This is a genomic window from Paenibacillus pseudetheri (assembly GCF_924513355.1).
Lineage (GTDB): Bacteria > Bacillota > Bacilli > Paenibacillales > Paenibacillaceae > Paenibacillus_AQ > Paenibacillus_AQ pseudetheri.
In genome coordinates, this window is the sequence record NZ_CAKMAB010000045.1 from 34,832 (window position 1) to 50,945 (window position 16,114).

A 16,114-nucleotide genomic window follows, 5' to 3' on the forward strand; every position below is an offset into this window, starting at 1 on the left:
TGGAACATAGTAAAAAAGATCTCATAGGAGGGAAAGAGTTATGCCTATTTTACAGACAGAAAATTTAAAAAAACACTATGGAAAAATCGGCTCTAGCGTTAAGGCACTGGACGGCGTATCGCTGACGGTGGAAAAAGGAGAGTTTGTCGCCATCGTCGGTACCAGCGGCAGCGGTAAAAGTACCCTTCTTCATATGCTTGGCGGACTGGACCGAGCAACAGAAGGCAAGGTTTACGTGGACGGGAATGATATTTTTGCCATGGGTGATGAGAAGCTGACCATTTTCCGGCGTAGATCAGTGGGGTTTGTATTTCAGAACTATAATCTAGTACCCATACTAAATGTGCGGGAGAATATTGTACTTCCCATTGAGCTGGACGGTGGCAAAATAGACGAAGCTTATCTTGATCTGATCATCCGCACTCTGGGTTTGCAGGAGAAGGTGAATACTCTGCCATCTAATCTGTCTGGTGGGCAGCAGCAACGGGTGGCAATTGCCAGAGCTTTGGCAACCAAACCGTCAATCATCCTCGCGGATGAACCCACAGGTAATCTGGACAGTAAGACAAGCCAGGAAGTACTGATTTTGCTGAAGCAAATGAGCGAGAAATTCAACCAGACCATCGTGATGATCACGCACAATGAACAGATTGCCCAAACTGCTGACCGAATTATCCGTATTGAAGATGGTATCATTTTCACTGGTCAATCCCGCAGCTCTGGAGTGAGTCAGCCATGATCCGCACGAATAACCGGAAGACCATTGCTGCTTTAGCCAAAAAAATCCTCAAAGCCAACCGTGCTCGCAATTTCACTATCATCTGTGCCATCGTTCTGACTACGCTTTTGATCACCGCCGTATTTACCTTGGCACTCAGTATTAACCAATCGATGCAACGCGCACAAATGCAGACTACCGGTAGTGATTATCATGGAAGCTTCAAATATCTGAATCCTGCCGAGTTGGAGAAGCTGAAGAATCACCCATCCATCAAAGAGTATGGTGTCTTCCTTAAGGTTGGCGATATAAGCACTAGTCTGTTCAAGAATAACCGGGTAGAGGTCCTTCGAATTGACGAGAATTATGCCAAACACGGATTTATCAACTTTATAGCTGGTGGACTGCCCTCCAAAGAGAATGAAATCGTCATAAATACTTGGGTGCTTGACTTGCTTGGAGCAAGACATGAGTTAGGCCAGACTGTGAAGCTGGATATAGACACGGGTGAAAAAGTCATAAGTCAAGACTTTAAGATCTCCGGATATTACGAAGCAGATCAAAATTTGGCGATGTCAGGATTGGCTTTTGTATCAGAAGCATTTACAGAGAAGAACATTTCCCATATTGACCCGGATATCTCTGAAGCAACGGGTTCTTATGTGAACACTGCAGGCCTGGGGGTGATGTTTAACAATTCTTATACTATTGAAAAGAAGGTACAAAAGATTTTGACGGACACTGGCCTAGATGTTCCCTATGGTGTCAATCCGGCTTATGCAAGTGTCTCTCTCTCCGAAAATCTAATGAATATCGTTCCTTATGCAGTTGTCATTCTTATCACAATGCTGAGCGGCTATTTACTGATCTACAATATCTTTTTTATTTCCGTCGTGCGGGATGTCAAATTTTATGGGCTGCTAAAGACCATCGGTACCACACCCCGACAACTGAAAACGATCATCTTCATTCAGGCCCGCTCACTTTATCTCGTCGGATTGCCTTTTGGATTAGGGTTGGGATATCTGCTCGGTCTACTGCTTCTCCCCATGGCGACCTCAATTTCAAGCAGTTCTACCGATAATGTCTATTCTGTTAGCCCGTGGATATTTATTGGTGCAGCAGCATTCTCGTATATGACAGTATGGATCGCCGCAAGCAAACCAGGCCGGATGGCCTCGCGAACCTCGCCGGTAGAGGCAGTGAAATTTGCCGGCGTCAGTAGCGGTGGAAAACGGAAAGCCAAAAAATCAAAACATGGCGCAAAACTTCACAACATGGCATTCTCCAACCTGTTCAGAAGCAAAAAAAAGCTGATCCTGATGCTCTCTTCACTCTCCTTGAGTATCATCTTGTTCAGTACCATTTTCACAGTAATTTCCTCACTGGATGTGAATAAATATCTGGGCGCCTATATCTCCGGTGATTTTGTGGTTCAGAATGAAGTGCTAGTCAGTATTACAGGGCCTCGAGACGGTGATCCATATAAGCTTTCAGAGGAATTCGCCAACAATCTAAGTAAAATTGACGGTGTAGAAAGTGTTGATAAGGTTTACCACAGATATGTTCCAGCTCCTGTCGATGATGCTGTCCGGGCTATTTTGGAGCCAATGGTAGCTGCTGATCCACATCCTTATCTTCTCTCCACTTTAGATAAGGGGGGGAAGATAAATAATAATTTATATGGATTAGATCCGGGCTGGTATGATCTTGTGGACAAGGATATTATTGAAGGGGAGTTTAACAGGCAGAAGTTTGCTTCAGGAAAATATGCGGTCATAGCTGAGGCCATGTTTATAGAAGAAGATAGCTACAGTGCCTATTATCATCCTGGAGATACAGTCACTTTCGAGAAGTCGGGTAAATCTTATGAAGTGATGGCAGTAGTAAAAAATGATGCAGTATATGCTGCGACAACAAAATCTTTCTCTATGCTAGGTTACAACGCCTTTCTCCCTGCTTCAGAGCTGCAGAAGGAAATGCCACAAGGCACAGATCCAGCCAATATCGTTTCAGCCACACTACATGTCAATCCGGCTAAAATGGATCTAGTAGAAAAAGCAGCGAAAGCTCTAACAGATTCGACAAATGAATTAACGTTGAAATCCAGGGAGGATTACAAGGAGGAGCTCGGCGGATTCATTCGGATTTTTCAAACCGTCGGGTACGGGCTTAGCCTAGTAATTGCTCTTATCGGGGTGCTGAATTATATCAATACTGTACTCACCGGGGTAGTCTCCCGCCGCAATGAATTTGCCATGCTGGAGAGTATTGGCATGACCAAAAAGCAGCTAAAACGTATGTTGATCCTTGAAGGACTCTACACTGTGCTGCTAACCGTCCTCATAACCTCAACATTAGGTGTATTGCTGACCTATAACCTTTCCAAAAGCATCACGGAAAATATGGCCTTTATGGTATTTCAGATGAGTTGGCTGCCTTTTATCCTCACTGTTCCTGTTTTGTTGACCATCGCTTACTCAGTAACACTAAAAGCTTATAAAACCTTATGCCAAGCATCGATTGTGGAACGGCTGAGAGAAACCGAGTAACAGGGAGCACATCGTTCCTTATATTAAAAAGAGGCAGGCCTGCGAATATCGCTGGGCCTGCCTTCTTTTTTATAGATCTCTATTGTTCTTATTTAAAAGCAGGCAACGCGATATCCGCATAATTATCTTCAAGGAATTTCTTCACTTCTGGTCCGCTAATCCGTTTAGCCAGCTTCTGGATCGCATCAGAGTTCTTGTTGTCTTCACGCGCAACCAAGGTGATCGTGAATTCAGAATCCGCGCCTTCAGTAATCAGTGCATCTTTCTTCGGTGTTAATCCAAGCGGGCTAGCATAAGCCGGAGTCATTGCCACTAGATCACCATCATCCAGCATACGGGCCAGCATCAATAGATCTACTTCATCAAACTTAAAGTTTTTTGGATTCTCAGTAATGTCTGCTTGTGTAGCCTTAATGCCTACGCCTTCTTTTAGCTTAATCAAATCGGCTGCAGCGAACATTTGTAAAGAACGGCCGATATTTGAAGGGTCATTAGCCATTACTAGTGTTGCACCTTCCGGCAGATCCGCAACATTCTTGTAACGCTTGGAGTATCCACCGTAAATAGCGTCATAGACAGGCTGTACCTCTACTAGATTGGAGCCTTTGCTTTCATTAAACTGCTTCATATAAGGAACGTGTTGGAAAAAGTTAGCGTCTACCTCTTTATTCGCCAAAGCCTCATTAGGCTGCACATTGTCAGACAGCACAACGATTTCAAGATCAATGCCATCTTCCTTCAGAAGTGGCTTCACAATATCCAGAATTTCCGTCATTGGTGGAATCAAAGTAGCAATCTTTAATTTGGTTAGCTCATCGCTACCTTTTGTAGAATTGTTCTCGGCTGCTTTATTAGAGCCACAACCCGCTACGACCAATACCATTAACATAAGCACAACTATCATTGATTTTTTCATTACTACAACTAACCCCCAGTTTATATGTTTAACCATTTTGTATTACACAATTTGATGTACAGGTTGAACGATTAACGCTTATCTAACAGCCGTGAGATCGTACCTCCTGTGAATTGAACCAACTGAACCAATACAATCATCACAACAATCGCATAGATCATCACTTCAGTCTCAAAACGCTGATATCCATAACGGATCGCAAAATCTCCAACCCCGCCCCCTCCAACGATCCCCATTACGGTCGAGTAAGAGATAAAACTAATGGTGGAGGTAGTAAGTCCGAGCACTAGACCCGAACGAGCCTCTACATACAGAAACTTAAAGATCAACCCCAGCTTCGAGGCCCCCATAGACAACGCCGCTTCTATGACTCCTTTAGGAACCTCCAGCAAAGACTGCTCCACCAGACGAGAGTAATAAGCAATGGCAACAATGGATAACGGAACCGTGGCAGCCATTGTTCCAATCGCAGTTCCGACGAGGAAACGAGTGACCGGAATGAGTGCAACGACAAGCAGCAGGAATGGAAATGAACGGATAATATTTACGATGCTGTTGAGTACCAGTGACAATGTTTTATTCTCATAGAGCTGCCCTTTTCGGCAAAAAAACAACAATGTCCCGAGCGGAAGCCCCAGCAGCAGTGCGGCACCAACAGAAATACCGACCATTATAAAAGTTTCTCCGATCGATTCCCACATCTGTGCCTGATATTGAAGTACACTATCAAACATGAGTTTCCCCCGCTTTACCCAGAATTTGATCCCGGTAAGAGCCAGTACGGACTGCAGCAGGCCGGAAATCACCATCTTGGCGTGAGAATGAATCTACGATTCGACCATTTTCCATCACCGATACGTGAGTGCATATACTTTTGACAACATCCATCTCATGCGTAACAATCACTACCGTAACCCCAAGGCCCCCATTAATATGTTTCAGGACGTCTAGAATATCCGCAGTTGTTCCTGGATCTAGTGAGGATGTTGGTTCGTCACATAGCAATAGTCCTGGACTGTTCGAAAGCGCCCGGGCGATCGCCACACGTTGTCGCTGTCCTCCACTTAGCTGTGCGGGATATTGCTCTGCCTTATCAGCCAATCCGACAAAATCGAGACATTCCTTCACCCGCTTCATCCGTTCACGCTTCGGCACCCCTGCCAGTTCCAGAGGGATAGAAATGTTGCGGCTTACCGTGACGTTATTGACCAGATTAAATTGCTGAAAAATCATCCCAATCTTTTCCCTAGCTTTCCGTAGCTGTTTACTCGGCATTTCGGTTAAATTATGCCCTTCTACGGTAACTGTCCCTTGATCCGGCTTTTCCAGCAGATTAATCAATCGTAGCAGCGTGGATTTCCCTGCCCCGCTTTCACCAATAATCCCGTGAATCGATCCCTTCTTCACATCAAGCGATACATCATCCACTGCCTGATACATGCCGTCCTTCAGCTTGAATCCTTTACTCACCCGACTCAGCGATAGGATTGCAAACTCCCCCTTCCTTTCCGTTTATTCTGAAACCTTCTAGGCCAAGGTTTGTACTATAATTATTTAAAAACTGTTTTACTAAAAATCTCTTTAAATAATAAGGCATTTTATGTTCTGTGTCATCATTTTTATTTTAGTAATATATCAGAAAAAAAGGATTAAAGAATAAAAGCCCTTTATATCGGACTATTTTGGCGTGCTTATCTCCCAATAAATGACTGAACTTAATCCTCTTCAAATCAGGATTCTCCTGTTACCTAACTCCTAAACCCGCTGTTACATCTATTCAAGAACTAGATCGCCACGAAAAAAAGGATGTCTAAGCTCAATAGCTTATGACATCCCTTAATTCCTTTCATATTCCATGATTTAAGACTTTCCGTCAAGCTCCTTGCGAATCTTCAAGAACACCTGATAGCTGCGCTCCGCGCATTCCGAAATCGCTATCGGATGAAACCCGGGTAGATCCGCATATAGCGTATCATGAAGCGGTTCAACCCACGAAGCCGGCAACACACTTGCTCCAAGCTTCGCTCCCATAATAGAACCCACTGTAGCACCATTACAGTCTGTATCCATTCCTCCGTAAACGGATGTAACGACCGCTTTTTCAAAATCATTCCCGCCATAGACCAGCGAAGCAGCTACAAGAGCAGCATTATTATTGGTGTGCACCGCATCATAGTGGCTGAATGTATCCCAAATCTTACTTACCAGCTCCCGCTCACTTTTGGCATTCTGTGCAATATCTATACCCCGTAGAACGTCTCTTGCCAGACGACTAGTACTAGGGATCTCACTAAGACCAATCTCAAGAATACGCTCGTTATCTTTTTCAGCAAAAGCTGCCGAAATCATCGCCGCATTAAACATCTCGCCATAGATCCCGTTCTTCACATGTGAAAAAGAAGCATCGCGCCAGCCTAGCTCCGCCGCAAGCTCAGGATCACCTGCTGCGCCATACGCCAGTCCGTCTGCGCGTATAGCCGCACCGATCCACTCCCGGTATGGATTTAAGTGCATCCGCACTCTTTCCTGCCGCGCCAGCCAATCCACAGGCTTCTCACCATGCAGATGAGACGTTTCCTGCGCAAAATTCATATACGACTGTGTCTCTGCCGTACATACCTGAGCATATGTCAGATGTTTATGCCAGAGCTTCCCGATATCCCAAGAATCCCAGTCCAGCCCCTTCTGCTCCAGTAGCATAAGCCCCAATACCGTGTAACGAATATCGTCATCGCTTTCCATAAACGTAATCTTCTCGCTGGTACTCGCATACGTCCAATCACTTAAACCAAGACCATATTCTGCTTCTGCCCGTGAATGCCCAGGGGTATAACCAGTAATTGGCCATGCATCCGCACCCCGGAACCACAGCTCAATATTCTCCCAGCCCGGACGTCCATCTTTACCGTAGAGGTAGTCCCAATACTCCAGTGGTTTTCCAAGTGCGCAACCCACACTTCTACCTAGCCATGCTCCATAAAATTTGTCTTTCCACTCCGCTTCGCTCCATGCTGGATGCAGCTTACGTGGACCTTCTGGACGAAGACGACGAATCGCCTCCAGTGAAGACGGCTCTTCATAAGCAAAGTCCTCAGCAACCGTGAGCTCCATCAACTCCTTGTATACTTGCATCAGCTTAATCTCATCGGCACCTGCAGCAGCTAGTTTATCCGCGAAGCCGTCAATCTTGCAGCCTTCTTCTCCACGCTGAACCAATTCAAACTGAACCGTCTCCTGAAGTCTCTCCCATCCTGCCATAGGTTAGTTCCCTTCAGCCGCAAGCAGCTCTTGATCAAGCTTTTCTAGTGAATCAAAAATCAACTTCATAAATGCTTCCCGGTCTACTCCCACCAGGACTTCTACATTCGCTGGACGATCCGTCTTCTTTCGTTTGTCTGCAACCGTCATTCCCCGCGTCAGCTTACCTTCTGTCTCCACCGTTACATATAAATGCTCGGATTCAAACAGTTCTGGGCGCAAGAGCCAAGCTACGGCGCATGGATCATGCAGTGCACTGCCGACATAGCCCATTTTCTTTCCGTAGATCGAATAGAAATCTAACAGTTCTCCGACCATAGTGGACACTGGCCCACGCTCTTTCAATGCTACGATTTCATCTTCGAAAATGGCTGCCTTATCGGTCACATCCAGACCACTCATCGTAATCGGAATACCCGATTCAAACACGATACGAGCAGCTTCAGGATCTACAAAGATGTTAAACTCCGCAGTAGAGGTTACATTTCCATAAGAAATCCCTCCGCCCATCAGTGAAATCTTTTCAATTCTTTCCTTAATCTCTGGATAAGCAGTAATTAGCAGGGCGATATTTGTTAAAGGAGCCATCGGTACGAGCGTAATCTTCTCCTCCGAAGAACGGATAATATTCAGCATAAATTCCACAGCGCCTTCTTCTAATGGCCGGAATTTACTTGGTGGAAGCAGCGGACCGTCCATGCCAGATTCACCATGCGCTTCCTCACCTGTAACAAGCTTGCCGAACAATGGACCCGCAGCCCCTTTAGCTACAGGAATATCAGCATTCACGAAGCTGATCACTTTAAGTGCGTTTTCTGTGATTTTATCGAGGATCTGGTTTCCTCCAACCGTTGTAATCCCGCGCAAATCCAGCTTCTCCGCATTTGCTATTGCTAGCAGGATAGCGATTGCGTCATCATGCCCTGGATCACAGTCAATAATAATAGGTGTTCGCATAGTCATTCACTCCTTAGTTGTATAAATCCTCGTTACTCCTATCGCTATTTCACTAGCGGGCTCTTTAGTTTTTTGTTCTTCTTCCGCGTCTCAGATACGGCATAGATCACTAGTCCAATTACCGTTGCTACATAAGGAAGCGTCGCGATCAGTTCTGCAGGAATCTTCAGGACCTGTAGCGCATTCGACAAGGCATCTGCCGTACCAAATAATAGAGAGGTCAGCGCCGTACCCACTGTCGTACTTCTACCCATAGACTCTGCGGCAATCGCAATCCAGCCCCGGCCAGCGATCATATCGCGAGTGAACAGTGACAGGTACCCCATCGACATGTAAGCACCACCTAAGCCGGCAAAAAATCCACTAAGCAGCAAAGCCATATACTGTATTGTCACAACACTTACACCCACAGATTGAGCCGCATGTGGATTTTCACCCACTGAACGAATGCGCAGACCAAGCGGTGTACGGTTTAAGAGATAGTAGACAACAAACACTGCAATGATAGATACATACGTCAAAATGTGATGTCCTGATAGAATAGGCCCCAGCACAGGAATATCCTTCAGCAAAGGAATCTCTACGCTAGGTAACACTTTACTCGCCAGAGAAGTAGAAGATCCTTTGTCTCCACTAAGCAGATAAAGAATAAACACGGTTCCCCCCGAAGCGAACATATTTATAGCTACGCCGCCGAGAATGATATGTGTTTTAAATTTCAGTGTGAAAAAAGCTAATATACCAGCGATCAATGTTCCGGACATCACAGCTCCAAGTAAACCTACCCACGCGCTATGCGTGTAGCTGCTTACAATGACACCGGCTAACGCCGCGACAAGCATGATGCCTTCCATACCAATGTTGATGATACCAGCCCTATTAGAGATTAACGCTCCCAATGCGGCGAATAGAATCGGTGTCGTCACCCGAAGGACAGAAAACGCAAAGTCAGTCGTAAAAATTACATCAAACAAGCTGTTCACGCTTCCTTCGCCTCCTTCAAGAGCATCCGATTTTTCCAGAACTTCAGGAATTGCTCAGCCGAAATCAGAAGAATGATAATCGCCTGTATAATAGATATCATCTCTGAAGGTACATCCGATAGACGTGCCATCATATCGGCTCCGATCCGGATATATGCAAGGAACAATGCAGCGCCGATTACGGATAGCGGATTATTCTTGGCTAACATCGCTACAAGCGCACCATCTAAGCCATAACCTGGTAACGATGTCCATTGGAATCGGTTGTACATCCCTAACACTTCTACAGAACCACCCATCCCCGCGATAAAACCAGCAATCAAGTGAACCAGTATAATAACCTTCGCGGTCTTCATGCCTGAATAACGTGCAAAGTTCCGATTGATGCCTGTCATTCGTAGCTCATATCCCCATTTAGTCTTGTATAGGAATAAATGCGCTGCAATAATAAGCACGATAACGATAATAAGTCCGGTATGAATACGGGTGCCAGGTACCATTTTACTCAGCAGTGCCGTTTTCTCGAATTTGTAGGATACATTAGCAAATGCTTTTGCATCACGTAAGTGATAGTTCAGTAGATATAAACCTACTCCAAACAAAATATTATTGAACATCAAGGATGTAACCAGCTCATTAGCATTCCATTTGGCTTTGAGGATCCCGGGTATTGCCGAGAGCAACGCCCCTACAATTGAACCCGCAGCAATAGCTACGATCGGATGAAGCCACCCGTCCAGCGTTAAATGAATAGCCAACACGGAAGTTACAACACCGGAGAAGTAGAAAATCCCTTCAGCTCCCAAGTTGAACATATTTGCCCGGAACAACAAAGAAACTGCTAGCCCAGTGAACATGAGCGGAATGGCCATCTCAATCACATTACCGATATGCCCTTTACTGGATAGCGGCTCAAATAGGAATATCCCAATCGTCTTCACCGGCTGGTTGCTGACCAATGAGATGATCAGAAAAGCAATAGCGAGTGCAATTACGATTACTGCCGATGTTCGAATGTATTCAAAATATTTTACTTTAAACATGATTTACGGCCCTCCTGATTTGCTCCTCGTCCTGTCGATGAATCCCTAGCATATAAAGCCCTAATTCTTCTTCACTAACCTTGGAAGGCTCCTCGAAAAAGGCAACAATCTTTCCTTCATACATCACTAGTAGACTATCGCTGATCTCCAAGATCTCATTTAAGTCTGCTGACACTAGCAAAATAGCGCAATCGTCGGAGCGTAGCTCCAACAGCTTTTGATGTATGAACTGCGCCGCGCCTATATCCACGCCCCGTGTCGGCTGCTCTGCAATAAGCAGTTGCGGTTCAGTAGAACACTCTCTTGCCACTACTACCTTCTGCATGTTACCACCTGATAACATTCCTATTGGCTGAGAAGGCCCCGAACAGCGGACTTTAAATTCTTCTACAAGTGATGCTGCAAGCTTGGCAATACGTGATCCATTTAAAAAGGGACCTTTATTCATAGCTTTTGTACGATACTGAGTGGACAGCAGATTATCCGCTATACTCGCATCACTGGCTATCCCTTGATGCATCCGATCCTCTGGGATATAGGAAACGCCTAGCTTACGAATATCCAAAATATCCGATTCACGAATATCCTTTCCCTTCACTAGCACAGAGCCTTGGCTTGAGACCCCTCTTAGGCTACCCGTTAGAGCCTCAATGAGCTGTGTCTGCCCATTCCCTTCTACGCCAGCAATCCCGATAATTTGCCCCCCGCGTACTGCAAAGTTGATATCTGTTAGCAACGCTTTGCCGTGTGCATCATTTACACTTAAGCCCTGCACAGTAATTACCGGCTCCCCAATAGACAGAATCTCCTTGTCATATTTCAACACGACGTCTCTGCCCACCATAAGGCGTGAGATTTCTTGCTCCGTGACATCCTTCGTTTGGAAGACACCTTCACTACGTCCACTACGCATGATCGTAATTCTGTCACAGATCGCTTTAACTTCTTTCAACTTGTGTGAAATAAAAACAATCGTATGACCCTGCTCTCTTAACTGCTTAAGCTCCCGGAACAATTCCTCTGTTTCCTGTGGGGTCAACACTGCGGTCGGCTCATCCAGAACGAGGATTTTTGCACCACGCAGTAGCGCCTTCAGAATTTCAACCTTTTGCTTCATACCAACCGTGAGATCCTCCACTTTTGCTTTTGGATCCACTGCCAGATTGTATTTCTTCGCAGTCTCTTCGGTCATGCGTACAGCTTCTGCATAATTGATGCCGACGCCCTTACGAGGTTCCATGCCCAGCACCATGTTCTCTGCTACTGTAAAAGAAGGGACCAGCATAAAATGCTGGTGAACCATACCAATCCCTCTATCAATGGCATCCTGAGCAGATTGCAGCTTCACCTTTTCACCCTTGATAAAGATTTCACCTTCACTAGGCTCTTCCATGCCGAACATGATCTTCATTAAAGTTGATTTACCAGCGCCGTTCTCGCCCGCAATCGCATGAATTTCTCCCTCACGTAAAGAAAAATGCACGTCTTTATTTGCAACGACACCATTGGGATACACCTTGGTAATTCCCCGCATTTCCAGCAGAGCTTTGTTCATAGGTCTCAACGCCTTTCGACTTGGAGGTCTGCAAAAATATACAGCTGGAATTCTTCTAAAAGAAGAATCTCCAACTGTAGGTTTATCACTTTATAGCTATACTTAAGGCTTAACTGCGTTACGAATGGCTTCTACTTCAGAGGTTTCCATTCCCATCGCGTTATCTACTGTAATTTCTTTATTGATCAGCTTTTGCTTCACTTCTTCAACTTTAGCCTGAAGATCGGCAGGAAAGATATTTTTATAGATTTCATTCTCTGCAATGCCTACACCATCATCTACAAAGCTCAACACATCACGTTTACCCATCTCAAGTGTACCGTCTTGTAATCTCTTCACGGCACCCAGAATAGCACTATCAATCTTTTTAATAGAAGAAGTAACGATCAAGTTTGCTTTTTCGCTATCTGTATCGTTAAGCAACATCGCCTGATCGGAGTCTACACCGATAGCATATTTCTTCTTCTCCTTAGCTGCATCAAAGATCCCAAGACCTGTACCCCCAGCCACGTTAAAAATAACGTCCACACCGGAGTTATATTGAATCAGCGAAAGCTCCTTGCCTTTAGCCGGGTTAACGAAATCGCCAGCATATGATACAGCGACCTTCACATCAGGATCAACATATTGAGCGCCCTGAATGTAGCCTACCAAGAAAGCGTTAATTCCTGGAATGTCCATGCCGCCTACAAAACCGATCACATTCTCAGGATTAGCATTTTCCATATCCGATTGTGTAACTAGCGCCGCTACAGCACCTGCTAGAAAAGATACTTCATTTGTTGCATAAGACATGTTGTACATATTCTCTGGTGCTTCATCTATATCGGTATCATAGTTAATGAACTTTTTGTCAGGATATAATTCAGCCGTTGCATTAAACATCTCTGTAATTTCCGATCCGCCAGAAATAATAACATCCCAGTCCTCAGCTGCGATATCGTTAAACGTAGGCTCCCATTTCGTTTTATCGACACCCATTTCTACAACTTTTGTTTCTGCACCCAGCTCATCCTTAACCTTTTGCAAACCGCTATTCGCAGAGTCAAAGAAAGATTTATCTCCAAGCGTTCCTGGAATCAGAAGTACAACTTTGAGTTTATCCCCTGAACCCGTTGCTCCACCTTCAGCTGCATTAGATCCTGCATTCGCGGAAGATCCATTACTCGACGTATTATTTCCACAGGCTGTGACCATTACCATTACTACTAGTAACAACAAAGAAAGAACTTTCTTTTTCATTTTTCTATTCCCCCTATTTATAGTTGGTTAGTAATTTGAGAGGTTCTCCTTCTTATTCCGTTGTATATTTCACGATTTAGATGGAAACTCTCATGTTGCAGGTTACATTGTCAATAATTTAATGGTTTTAACGAATAAACTCGAAAACAGAGAGAAAATTATAATTTTTACGAATAATCCGACTAATTCCCGAACGAGATGGCCAGTCAGGTTGCTAATTTTCGGATTTATTGATACGATCATATCAAATATTAATGAAAATAATTATATGATTTCGGTCATATTTTTGTACGATTCGGCTAAAACGTAATTATTGGAGGGTCATCATGGATCGTGTTCTATATATTGTAAATGCAGCACATGAGGTTAATACCTATATTCCACCGCACCAGCATGAATGCTATGAACTAGTCTATTATTTAAACGGATTAGGAACTACCAATGTAGGTTCACGAAGTTATCATTTTCGATCTTCTTCATTCGCGCTAATACCACCCAATCATAAACATGACGAGAACCATCGCGAGGATGCTACTATACTATTTGTTGGCTTCCATTCAAATCACCCAAATATGGAGAATTTGAAAGGCGTATATGAAGATGATAAAGACCTTACTGTTCTACAGATCTTGCTTCGAATGAAAGCAGAGTTTACGCGCAAGCAAGATGGATTCTCTGAACTATTGAACCTGCAAATGAGTGAAATCACTGTTCATTTGATACGGCTTCTTAGCGCCTCTGGGTTTCAATCGCCAACGGAAGACAGAGTCCAATATGTTCTAAACTATATGAACGAGCACTACCGCCATAAGCTATCGGTCGCAACACTCTCTGAGATGTCTGGATACAGCTATGATCGTTTCCGCCATTTATTTAAAGAGCGATTCGGTTCTTCACCTCTGCGCTATCTACTATTGAAACGTCTGGATTATGCGAAGTCTCTCTTACTACATACCCAAATGCATATATCTGAAGTATCCGCTGCTGCTGGGTTTGTGAATGACGCCCAATTCTGCAATATGTTTAAACGTGAAGTTGGTCTCACACCGCGGGCATTCCGACTAAGCAGTCCATAAAACAACACTCCACACAAAAAGGCCGTTGATTAGAGACGCCTCTAATTCAACGGCTTAAGAATAAAAACTCAAAGACAAAGAAAAAAGGTTTGTAAAGTTGCTTATACAAGCGACTTTACAAACCTTTTTGATATACCGGCGAGAGGACTCGAACCTCCACGGTTTCCCTCTCGATTTTGAGTCGAGCGCGTCTGCCATTCCGCCACGCCGGCACATATGAAACTAATGGAGGCGCCACCCAGATTTGAACTGGGGATAAAGCTTTTGCAGAGCTTTGCCTTACCACTTGGCTATGGCGCCATGTAAAATATGGAGCGGACGACGGGAATCGAACCCGCGACCCTCGCCTTGGCAAGGCGATGCTCTACCGCTGAGCCACGTCCGCATAAAATGGCTGGGGATATAGGATTTGAACCTATGCATGACGGAGTCAAAGTCCGTTGCCTTACCGCTTGGCTAATCCCCAATAACATTTTAAAGTAAAATGGGGCGACTGATGGGTCTCGAACCCACGAATGCCGGAACCACAATCCGGTGCGTTAACCCCTTCGCCACAGTCGCCATATTAAACTGAATTTGTTGCTGTTCTTCTTAAAGTAAATGGGGCGACCGATGGGACTTGAACCCACGAATGCCGGATCCACAAACCGGTGCGTTAACCCCTTCGCCACGACCGCCATATTAAACTTTAGAGAAAGACTCTAGATAAAGATTGGCAGGGGCAGCAGGAATTGAACCCACACCAACGGTTTTGGAGACCGTTGTTCTACCTTTAAACTATGCCCCTAAAAAAATGGTGGGGGATGATGGATTCGAACCACCGAACACGTACGTGAGCAGATTTACAGTCTGATGCGTTTGGCCACTTCGCTAATCCCCCAAAGATGGTGCCGGCGAGAGGACTTGAACCCCCAACCTACTGATTACAAGTCAGTTGCTCTACCAATTGAGCTACACCGGCATATTAAGTTGTATACTATATGGTGGCTCGAGACGGATTCGAACCGCCGACACGAGGATTTTCAGTCCTCTGCTCTACCGACTGAGCTATCGAGCCAAGAAAATGGCGGAACCGACGAGATTCGAACTCGCGATCTCCTGCGTGACAGGCAGGCATGTTAGGCCAACTACACCACGGTTCCAAAAGATATAATTACTTGATGAAAATTGGTTGCGGGGGCAGGATTTGAACCTGCGGCCTTCGGGTTATGAGCCCGACGAGCTACCGGGCTGCTCCACCCCGCGTCGTTCTTAAATGAATATGGTGGAGGCTGAGGGGATCGAACCCCCGACCCTCTGCTTGTAAGGCAGATGCTCTCCCAGCTGAGCTAAGCCTCCGTAAACAACAATTGTTATTGTACCAAACTACACTATGTAAAATCAAGTGAAAATTTGGTGACCCGTATGGGATTCGAACCCATGTTACCTCCGTGAAAGGGAGGTGTCTTAACCCCTTGACCAACGGGCCATACTAATTAAAAATTTATGGCGGAGAGAGAGGGATTCGAACCCTCGAGACGCTTGTGGCGCCTACACGATTTCCAATCGTGCTCCTTCGGCCAAACTCGGACACCTCTCCATATGGCTCCCCGAACAGGACTCGAACCTGTGACAACTCGATTAACAGTCGAGTGCTCTACCAACTGAGCTATCAGGGAATATTCATACCAGGCTTGATGCCTGAAAACTGAATCCGAATCGAATTTGCGTATTAAGTATAGGATAAGCCCTCGACCGATTAGTATTGGTCAGCTCCATGCATTACTGCACTTCCACCTCCAACCTATCTACCTCGTCGTCTTCAAGGGGTCTTA

General features: G+C 45.1%; 12 protein-coding genes, 16 tRNA genes and 1 rRNA gene. 3 read left to right on the top strand and 26 right to left on the bottom strand.

The annotated features are described in order from the left end of the window. Positions 1-40: 40 nt before the first annotated feature. Together L1028_RS26650 and L1028_RS26655 are read left to right on the top strand one after the other, a co-directional pair. Positions 41-739: an ABC transporter ATP-binding protein gene (locus L1028_RS26650; RefSeq protein ID WP_234540995.1), complete on the top strand. Its 699-nt coding sequence runs from the start codon at positions 41-43 to the stop codon at positions 737-739. Beyond that, positions 736-3,270 (top strand): ABC transporter permease, encoded by a 2,535-nt coding sequence (locus L1028_RS26655; protein ID WP_234540996.1) that lies wholly within the window; start codon positions 736-738, stop codon positions 3,268-3,270. The genes L1028_RS26650 and L1028_RS26655 overlap by 4 nt, the downstream gene beginning before the upstream one ends. A gap of 88 nt (positions 3,271-3,358) precedes the next feature. On the opposite strand, the gene L1028_RS26660 is transcribed toward L1028_RS26655, so the two are convergent. From L1028_RS26660 to L1028_RS26700, 9 genes are all read right to left on the bottom strand, one after another. Then, positions 3,359-4,186 carry a MetQ/NlpA family ABC transporter substrate-binding protein gene (locus L1028_RS26660; protein ID WP_234540997.1) on the bottom strand — a complete coding sequence of 276 codons (828 nt, stop codon included), beginning with the start codon at positions 4,184-4,186 and terminating at the stop codon, positions 3,359-3,361. 71 nt (positions 4,187-4,257) lie between these two features. Then, positions 4,258-4,920: a methionine ABC transporter permease gene (locus L1028_RS26665; RefSeq protein ID WP_234540998.1), complete on the bottom strand. Its 663-nt coding sequence runs from the start codon at positions 4,918-4,920 to the stop codon at positions 4,258-4,260. Next, a complete protein-coding gene (locus L1028_RS26670) occupies positions 4,913-5,674 on the bottom strand; it encodes a methionine ABC transporter ATP-binding protein (RefSeq protein WP_234541005.1) in 762 nt (253 codons plus the stop codon). Before L1028_RS26670 ends, L1028_RS26665 begins: the two co-directional genes overlap by 8 nt. A gap of 372 nt (positions 5,675-6,046) precedes the next feature. Next, positions 6,047-7,444, bottom strand: a complete 1,398-nt coding sequence (locus L1028_RS26675) for an ADP-ribosylglycohydrolase family protein (RefSeq protein ID WP_234540999.1) — start codon at positions 7,442-7,444, stop codon at positions 6,047-6,049. A 3-nt stretch (positions 7,445-7,447) separates the two neighbouring features. Then, entirely contained in the window at positions 7,448-8,401 is a 954-nt protein-coding gene (locus tag L1028_RS26680; RefSeq protein ID WP_234541000.1) for a nucleoside hydrolase, read from the bottom strand. A 44-nt stretch (positions 8,402-8,445) separates the two neighbouring features. Beyond that, the gene (locus tag L1028_RS26685; protein ID WP_234541001.1) at positions 8,446-9,384 is read right to left on the bottom strand and encodes an ABC transporter permease; all 939 of its coding nucleotides are present in this window, start codon (positions 9,382-9,384) and stop codon (positions 8,446-8,448) included. Continuing rightward, positions 9,381-10,427, bottom strand: a complete 1,047-nt coding sequence (locus L1028_RS26690; RefSeq protein WP_042131006.1) for an ABC transporter permease — start codon at positions 10,425-10,427, stop codon at positions 9,381-9,383. The genes L1028_RS26685 and L1028_RS26690 overlap by 4 nt, the downstream gene beginning before the upstream one ends. Beyond that, positions 10,420-11,982 (bottom strand): ABC transporter ATP-binding protein, encoded by a 1,563-nt coding sequence (locus tag L1028_RS26695; protein ID WP_234541002.1) that lies wholly within the window; start codon positions 11,980-11,982, stop codon positions 10,420-10,422. Before L1028_RS26695 ends, L1028_RS26690 begins: the two co-directional genes overlap by 8 nt. A gap of 102 nt (positions 11,983-12,084) precedes the next feature. Beyond that, on the bottom strand, positions 12,085-13,224 hold the full coding sequence (locus tag L1028_RS26700) for a BMP family ABC transporter substrate-binding protein (protein ID WP_234541003.1): 1,140 nt from the start codon (positions 13,222-13,224) through the stop codon (positions 12,085-12,087). A gap of 326 nt (positions 13,225-13,550) precedes the next feature. Between L1028_RS26700 and L1028_RS26705 the strand changes: the two genes are divergently transcribed. Beyond that, entirely contained in the window at positions 13,551-14,300 is a 750-nt protein-coding gene (locus L1028_RS26705; protein WP_234541004.1) for an AraC family transcriptional regulator, read from the top strand. Between the two features lie 133 nt (positions 14,301-14,433). On the opposite strand, the gene L1028_RS26710 is transcribed toward L1028_RS26705, so the two are convergent. The 17 genes from L1028_RS26710 to L1028_RS26790 all read right to left on the bottom strand — a co-directional run. Beyond that, positions 14,434-14,512 (bottom strand) — tRNA-Leu (locus L1028_RS26710). 14 nt (positions 14,513-14,526) lie between these two features. After that, a tRNA-Cys gene (locus L1028_RS26715) sits at positions 14,527-14,600 on the bottom strand. Between the two features lie 10 nt (positions 14,601-14,610). Further along, positions 14,611-14,685, bottom strand: a tRNA-Gly gene (locus L1028_RS26720). Between the two features lie 6 nt (positions 14,686-14,691). Then, positions 14,692-14,766 (bottom strand) — tRNA-Gln (locus tag L1028_RS26725). Between the two features lie 19 nt (positions 14,767-14,785). Further along, positions 14,786-14,861 (bottom strand) — tRNA-His (locus tag L1028_RS26730). Positions 14,862-14,901: 40 nt separating this feature from the next. Next, positions 14,902-14,977, bottom strand: a tRNA-His gene (locus L1028_RS26735). 36 nt (positions 14,978-15,013) lie between these two features. Further along, a tRNA-Trp gene (locus L1028_RS26740) sits at positions 15,014-15,087 on the bottom strand. A gap of 7 nt (positions 15,088-15,094) precedes the next feature. Further along, positions 15,095-15,180, bottom strand: a tRNA-Tyr gene (locus tag L1028_RS26745). Positions 15,181-15,185: 5 nt separating this feature from the next. Then, positions 15,186-15,261, bottom strand: a tRNA-Thr gene (locus tag L1028_RS26750). Between the two features lie 20 nt (positions 15,262-15,281). After that, a tRNA-Phe gene (locus L1028_RS26755) sits at positions 15,282-15,357 on the bottom strand. A 7-nt stretch (positions 15,358-15,364) separates the two neighbouring features. Beyond that, positions 15,365-15,442, bottom strand: a tRNA-Asp gene (locus L1028_RS26760). Between the two features lie 26 nt (positions 15,443-15,468). Further along, positions 15,469-15,545 (bottom strand) — tRNA-Met (locus tag L1028_RS26765). Between the two features lie 17 nt (positions 15,546-15,562). Continuing rightward, positions 15,563-15,638 (bottom strand) — tRNA-Val (locus L1028_RS26770). A 55-nt stretch (positions 15,639-15,693) separates the two neighbouring features. After that, a tRNA-Glu gene (locus L1028_RS26775) sits at positions 15,694-15,768 on the bottom strand. Between the two features lie 18 nt (positions 15,769-15,786). Further along, positions 15,787-15,879, bottom strand: a tRNA-Ser gene (locus tag L1028_RS26780). A gap of 3 nt (positions 15,880-15,882) precedes the next feature. Beyond that, positions 15,883-15,958: transfer RNA gene (locus L1028_RS26785), tRNA-Asn, on the bottom strand. Between the two features lie 60 nt (positions 15,959-16,018). Then, positions 16,019-16,114 (bottom strand): 23S ribosomal RNA (locus L1028_RS26790); the annotation flags it as partial.

Excerpts from the sequence above, each read along its gene's own strand:
- L1028_RS26680 (WP_234541000.1), bottom strand. The coding sequence starts at position 8,401 with ATGCGAACACCTATTATTATTGACTGTGATCCAGGGCATGATGACGCA.
- L1028_RS26650 (WP_234540995.1), top strand. The coding sequence starts at position 41 with ATGCCTATTTTACAGACAGAAAATTTAAAAAAACACTATGGAAAAATC.
- L1028_RS26675 (WP_234540999.1), bottom strand. The coding sequence starts at position 7,444 with ATGGCAGGATGGGAGAGACTTCAGGAGACGGTTCAGTTTGAATTGGTT.
- L1028_RS26655 (WP_234540996.1), top strand. The coding sequence starts at position 736 with ATGATCCGCACGAATAACCGGAAGACCATTGCTGCTTTAGCCAAAAAA.
- L1028_RS26700 (WP_234541003.1), bottom strand. The coding sequence starts at position 13,224 with ATGAAAAAGAAAGTTCTTTCTTTGTTGTTACTAGTAGTAATGGTAATG.
- L1028_RS26705 (WP_234541004.1), top strand. The coding sequence starts at position 13,551 with ATGGATCGTGTTCTATATATTGTAAATGCAGCACATGAGGTTAATACC.
- L1028_RS26695 (WP_234541002.1), bottom strand. The coding sequence starts at position 11,982 with ATGAACAAAGCTCTGCTGGAAATGCGGGGAATTACCAAGGTGTATCCC.
- L1028_RS26660 (WP_234540997.1), bottom strand. The coding sequence starts at position 4,186 with ATGAAAAAATCAATGATAGTTGTGCTTATGTTAATGGTATTGGTCGTA.
- L1028_RS26665 (WP_234540998.1), bottom strand. The coding sequence starts at position 4,920 with ATGTTTGATAGTGTACTTCAATATCAGGCACAGATGTGGGAATCGATC.
- L1028_RS26690 (WP_042131006.1), bottom strand. The coding sequence starts at position 10,427 with ATGTTTAAAGTAAAATATTTTGAATACATTCGAACATCGGCAGTAATC.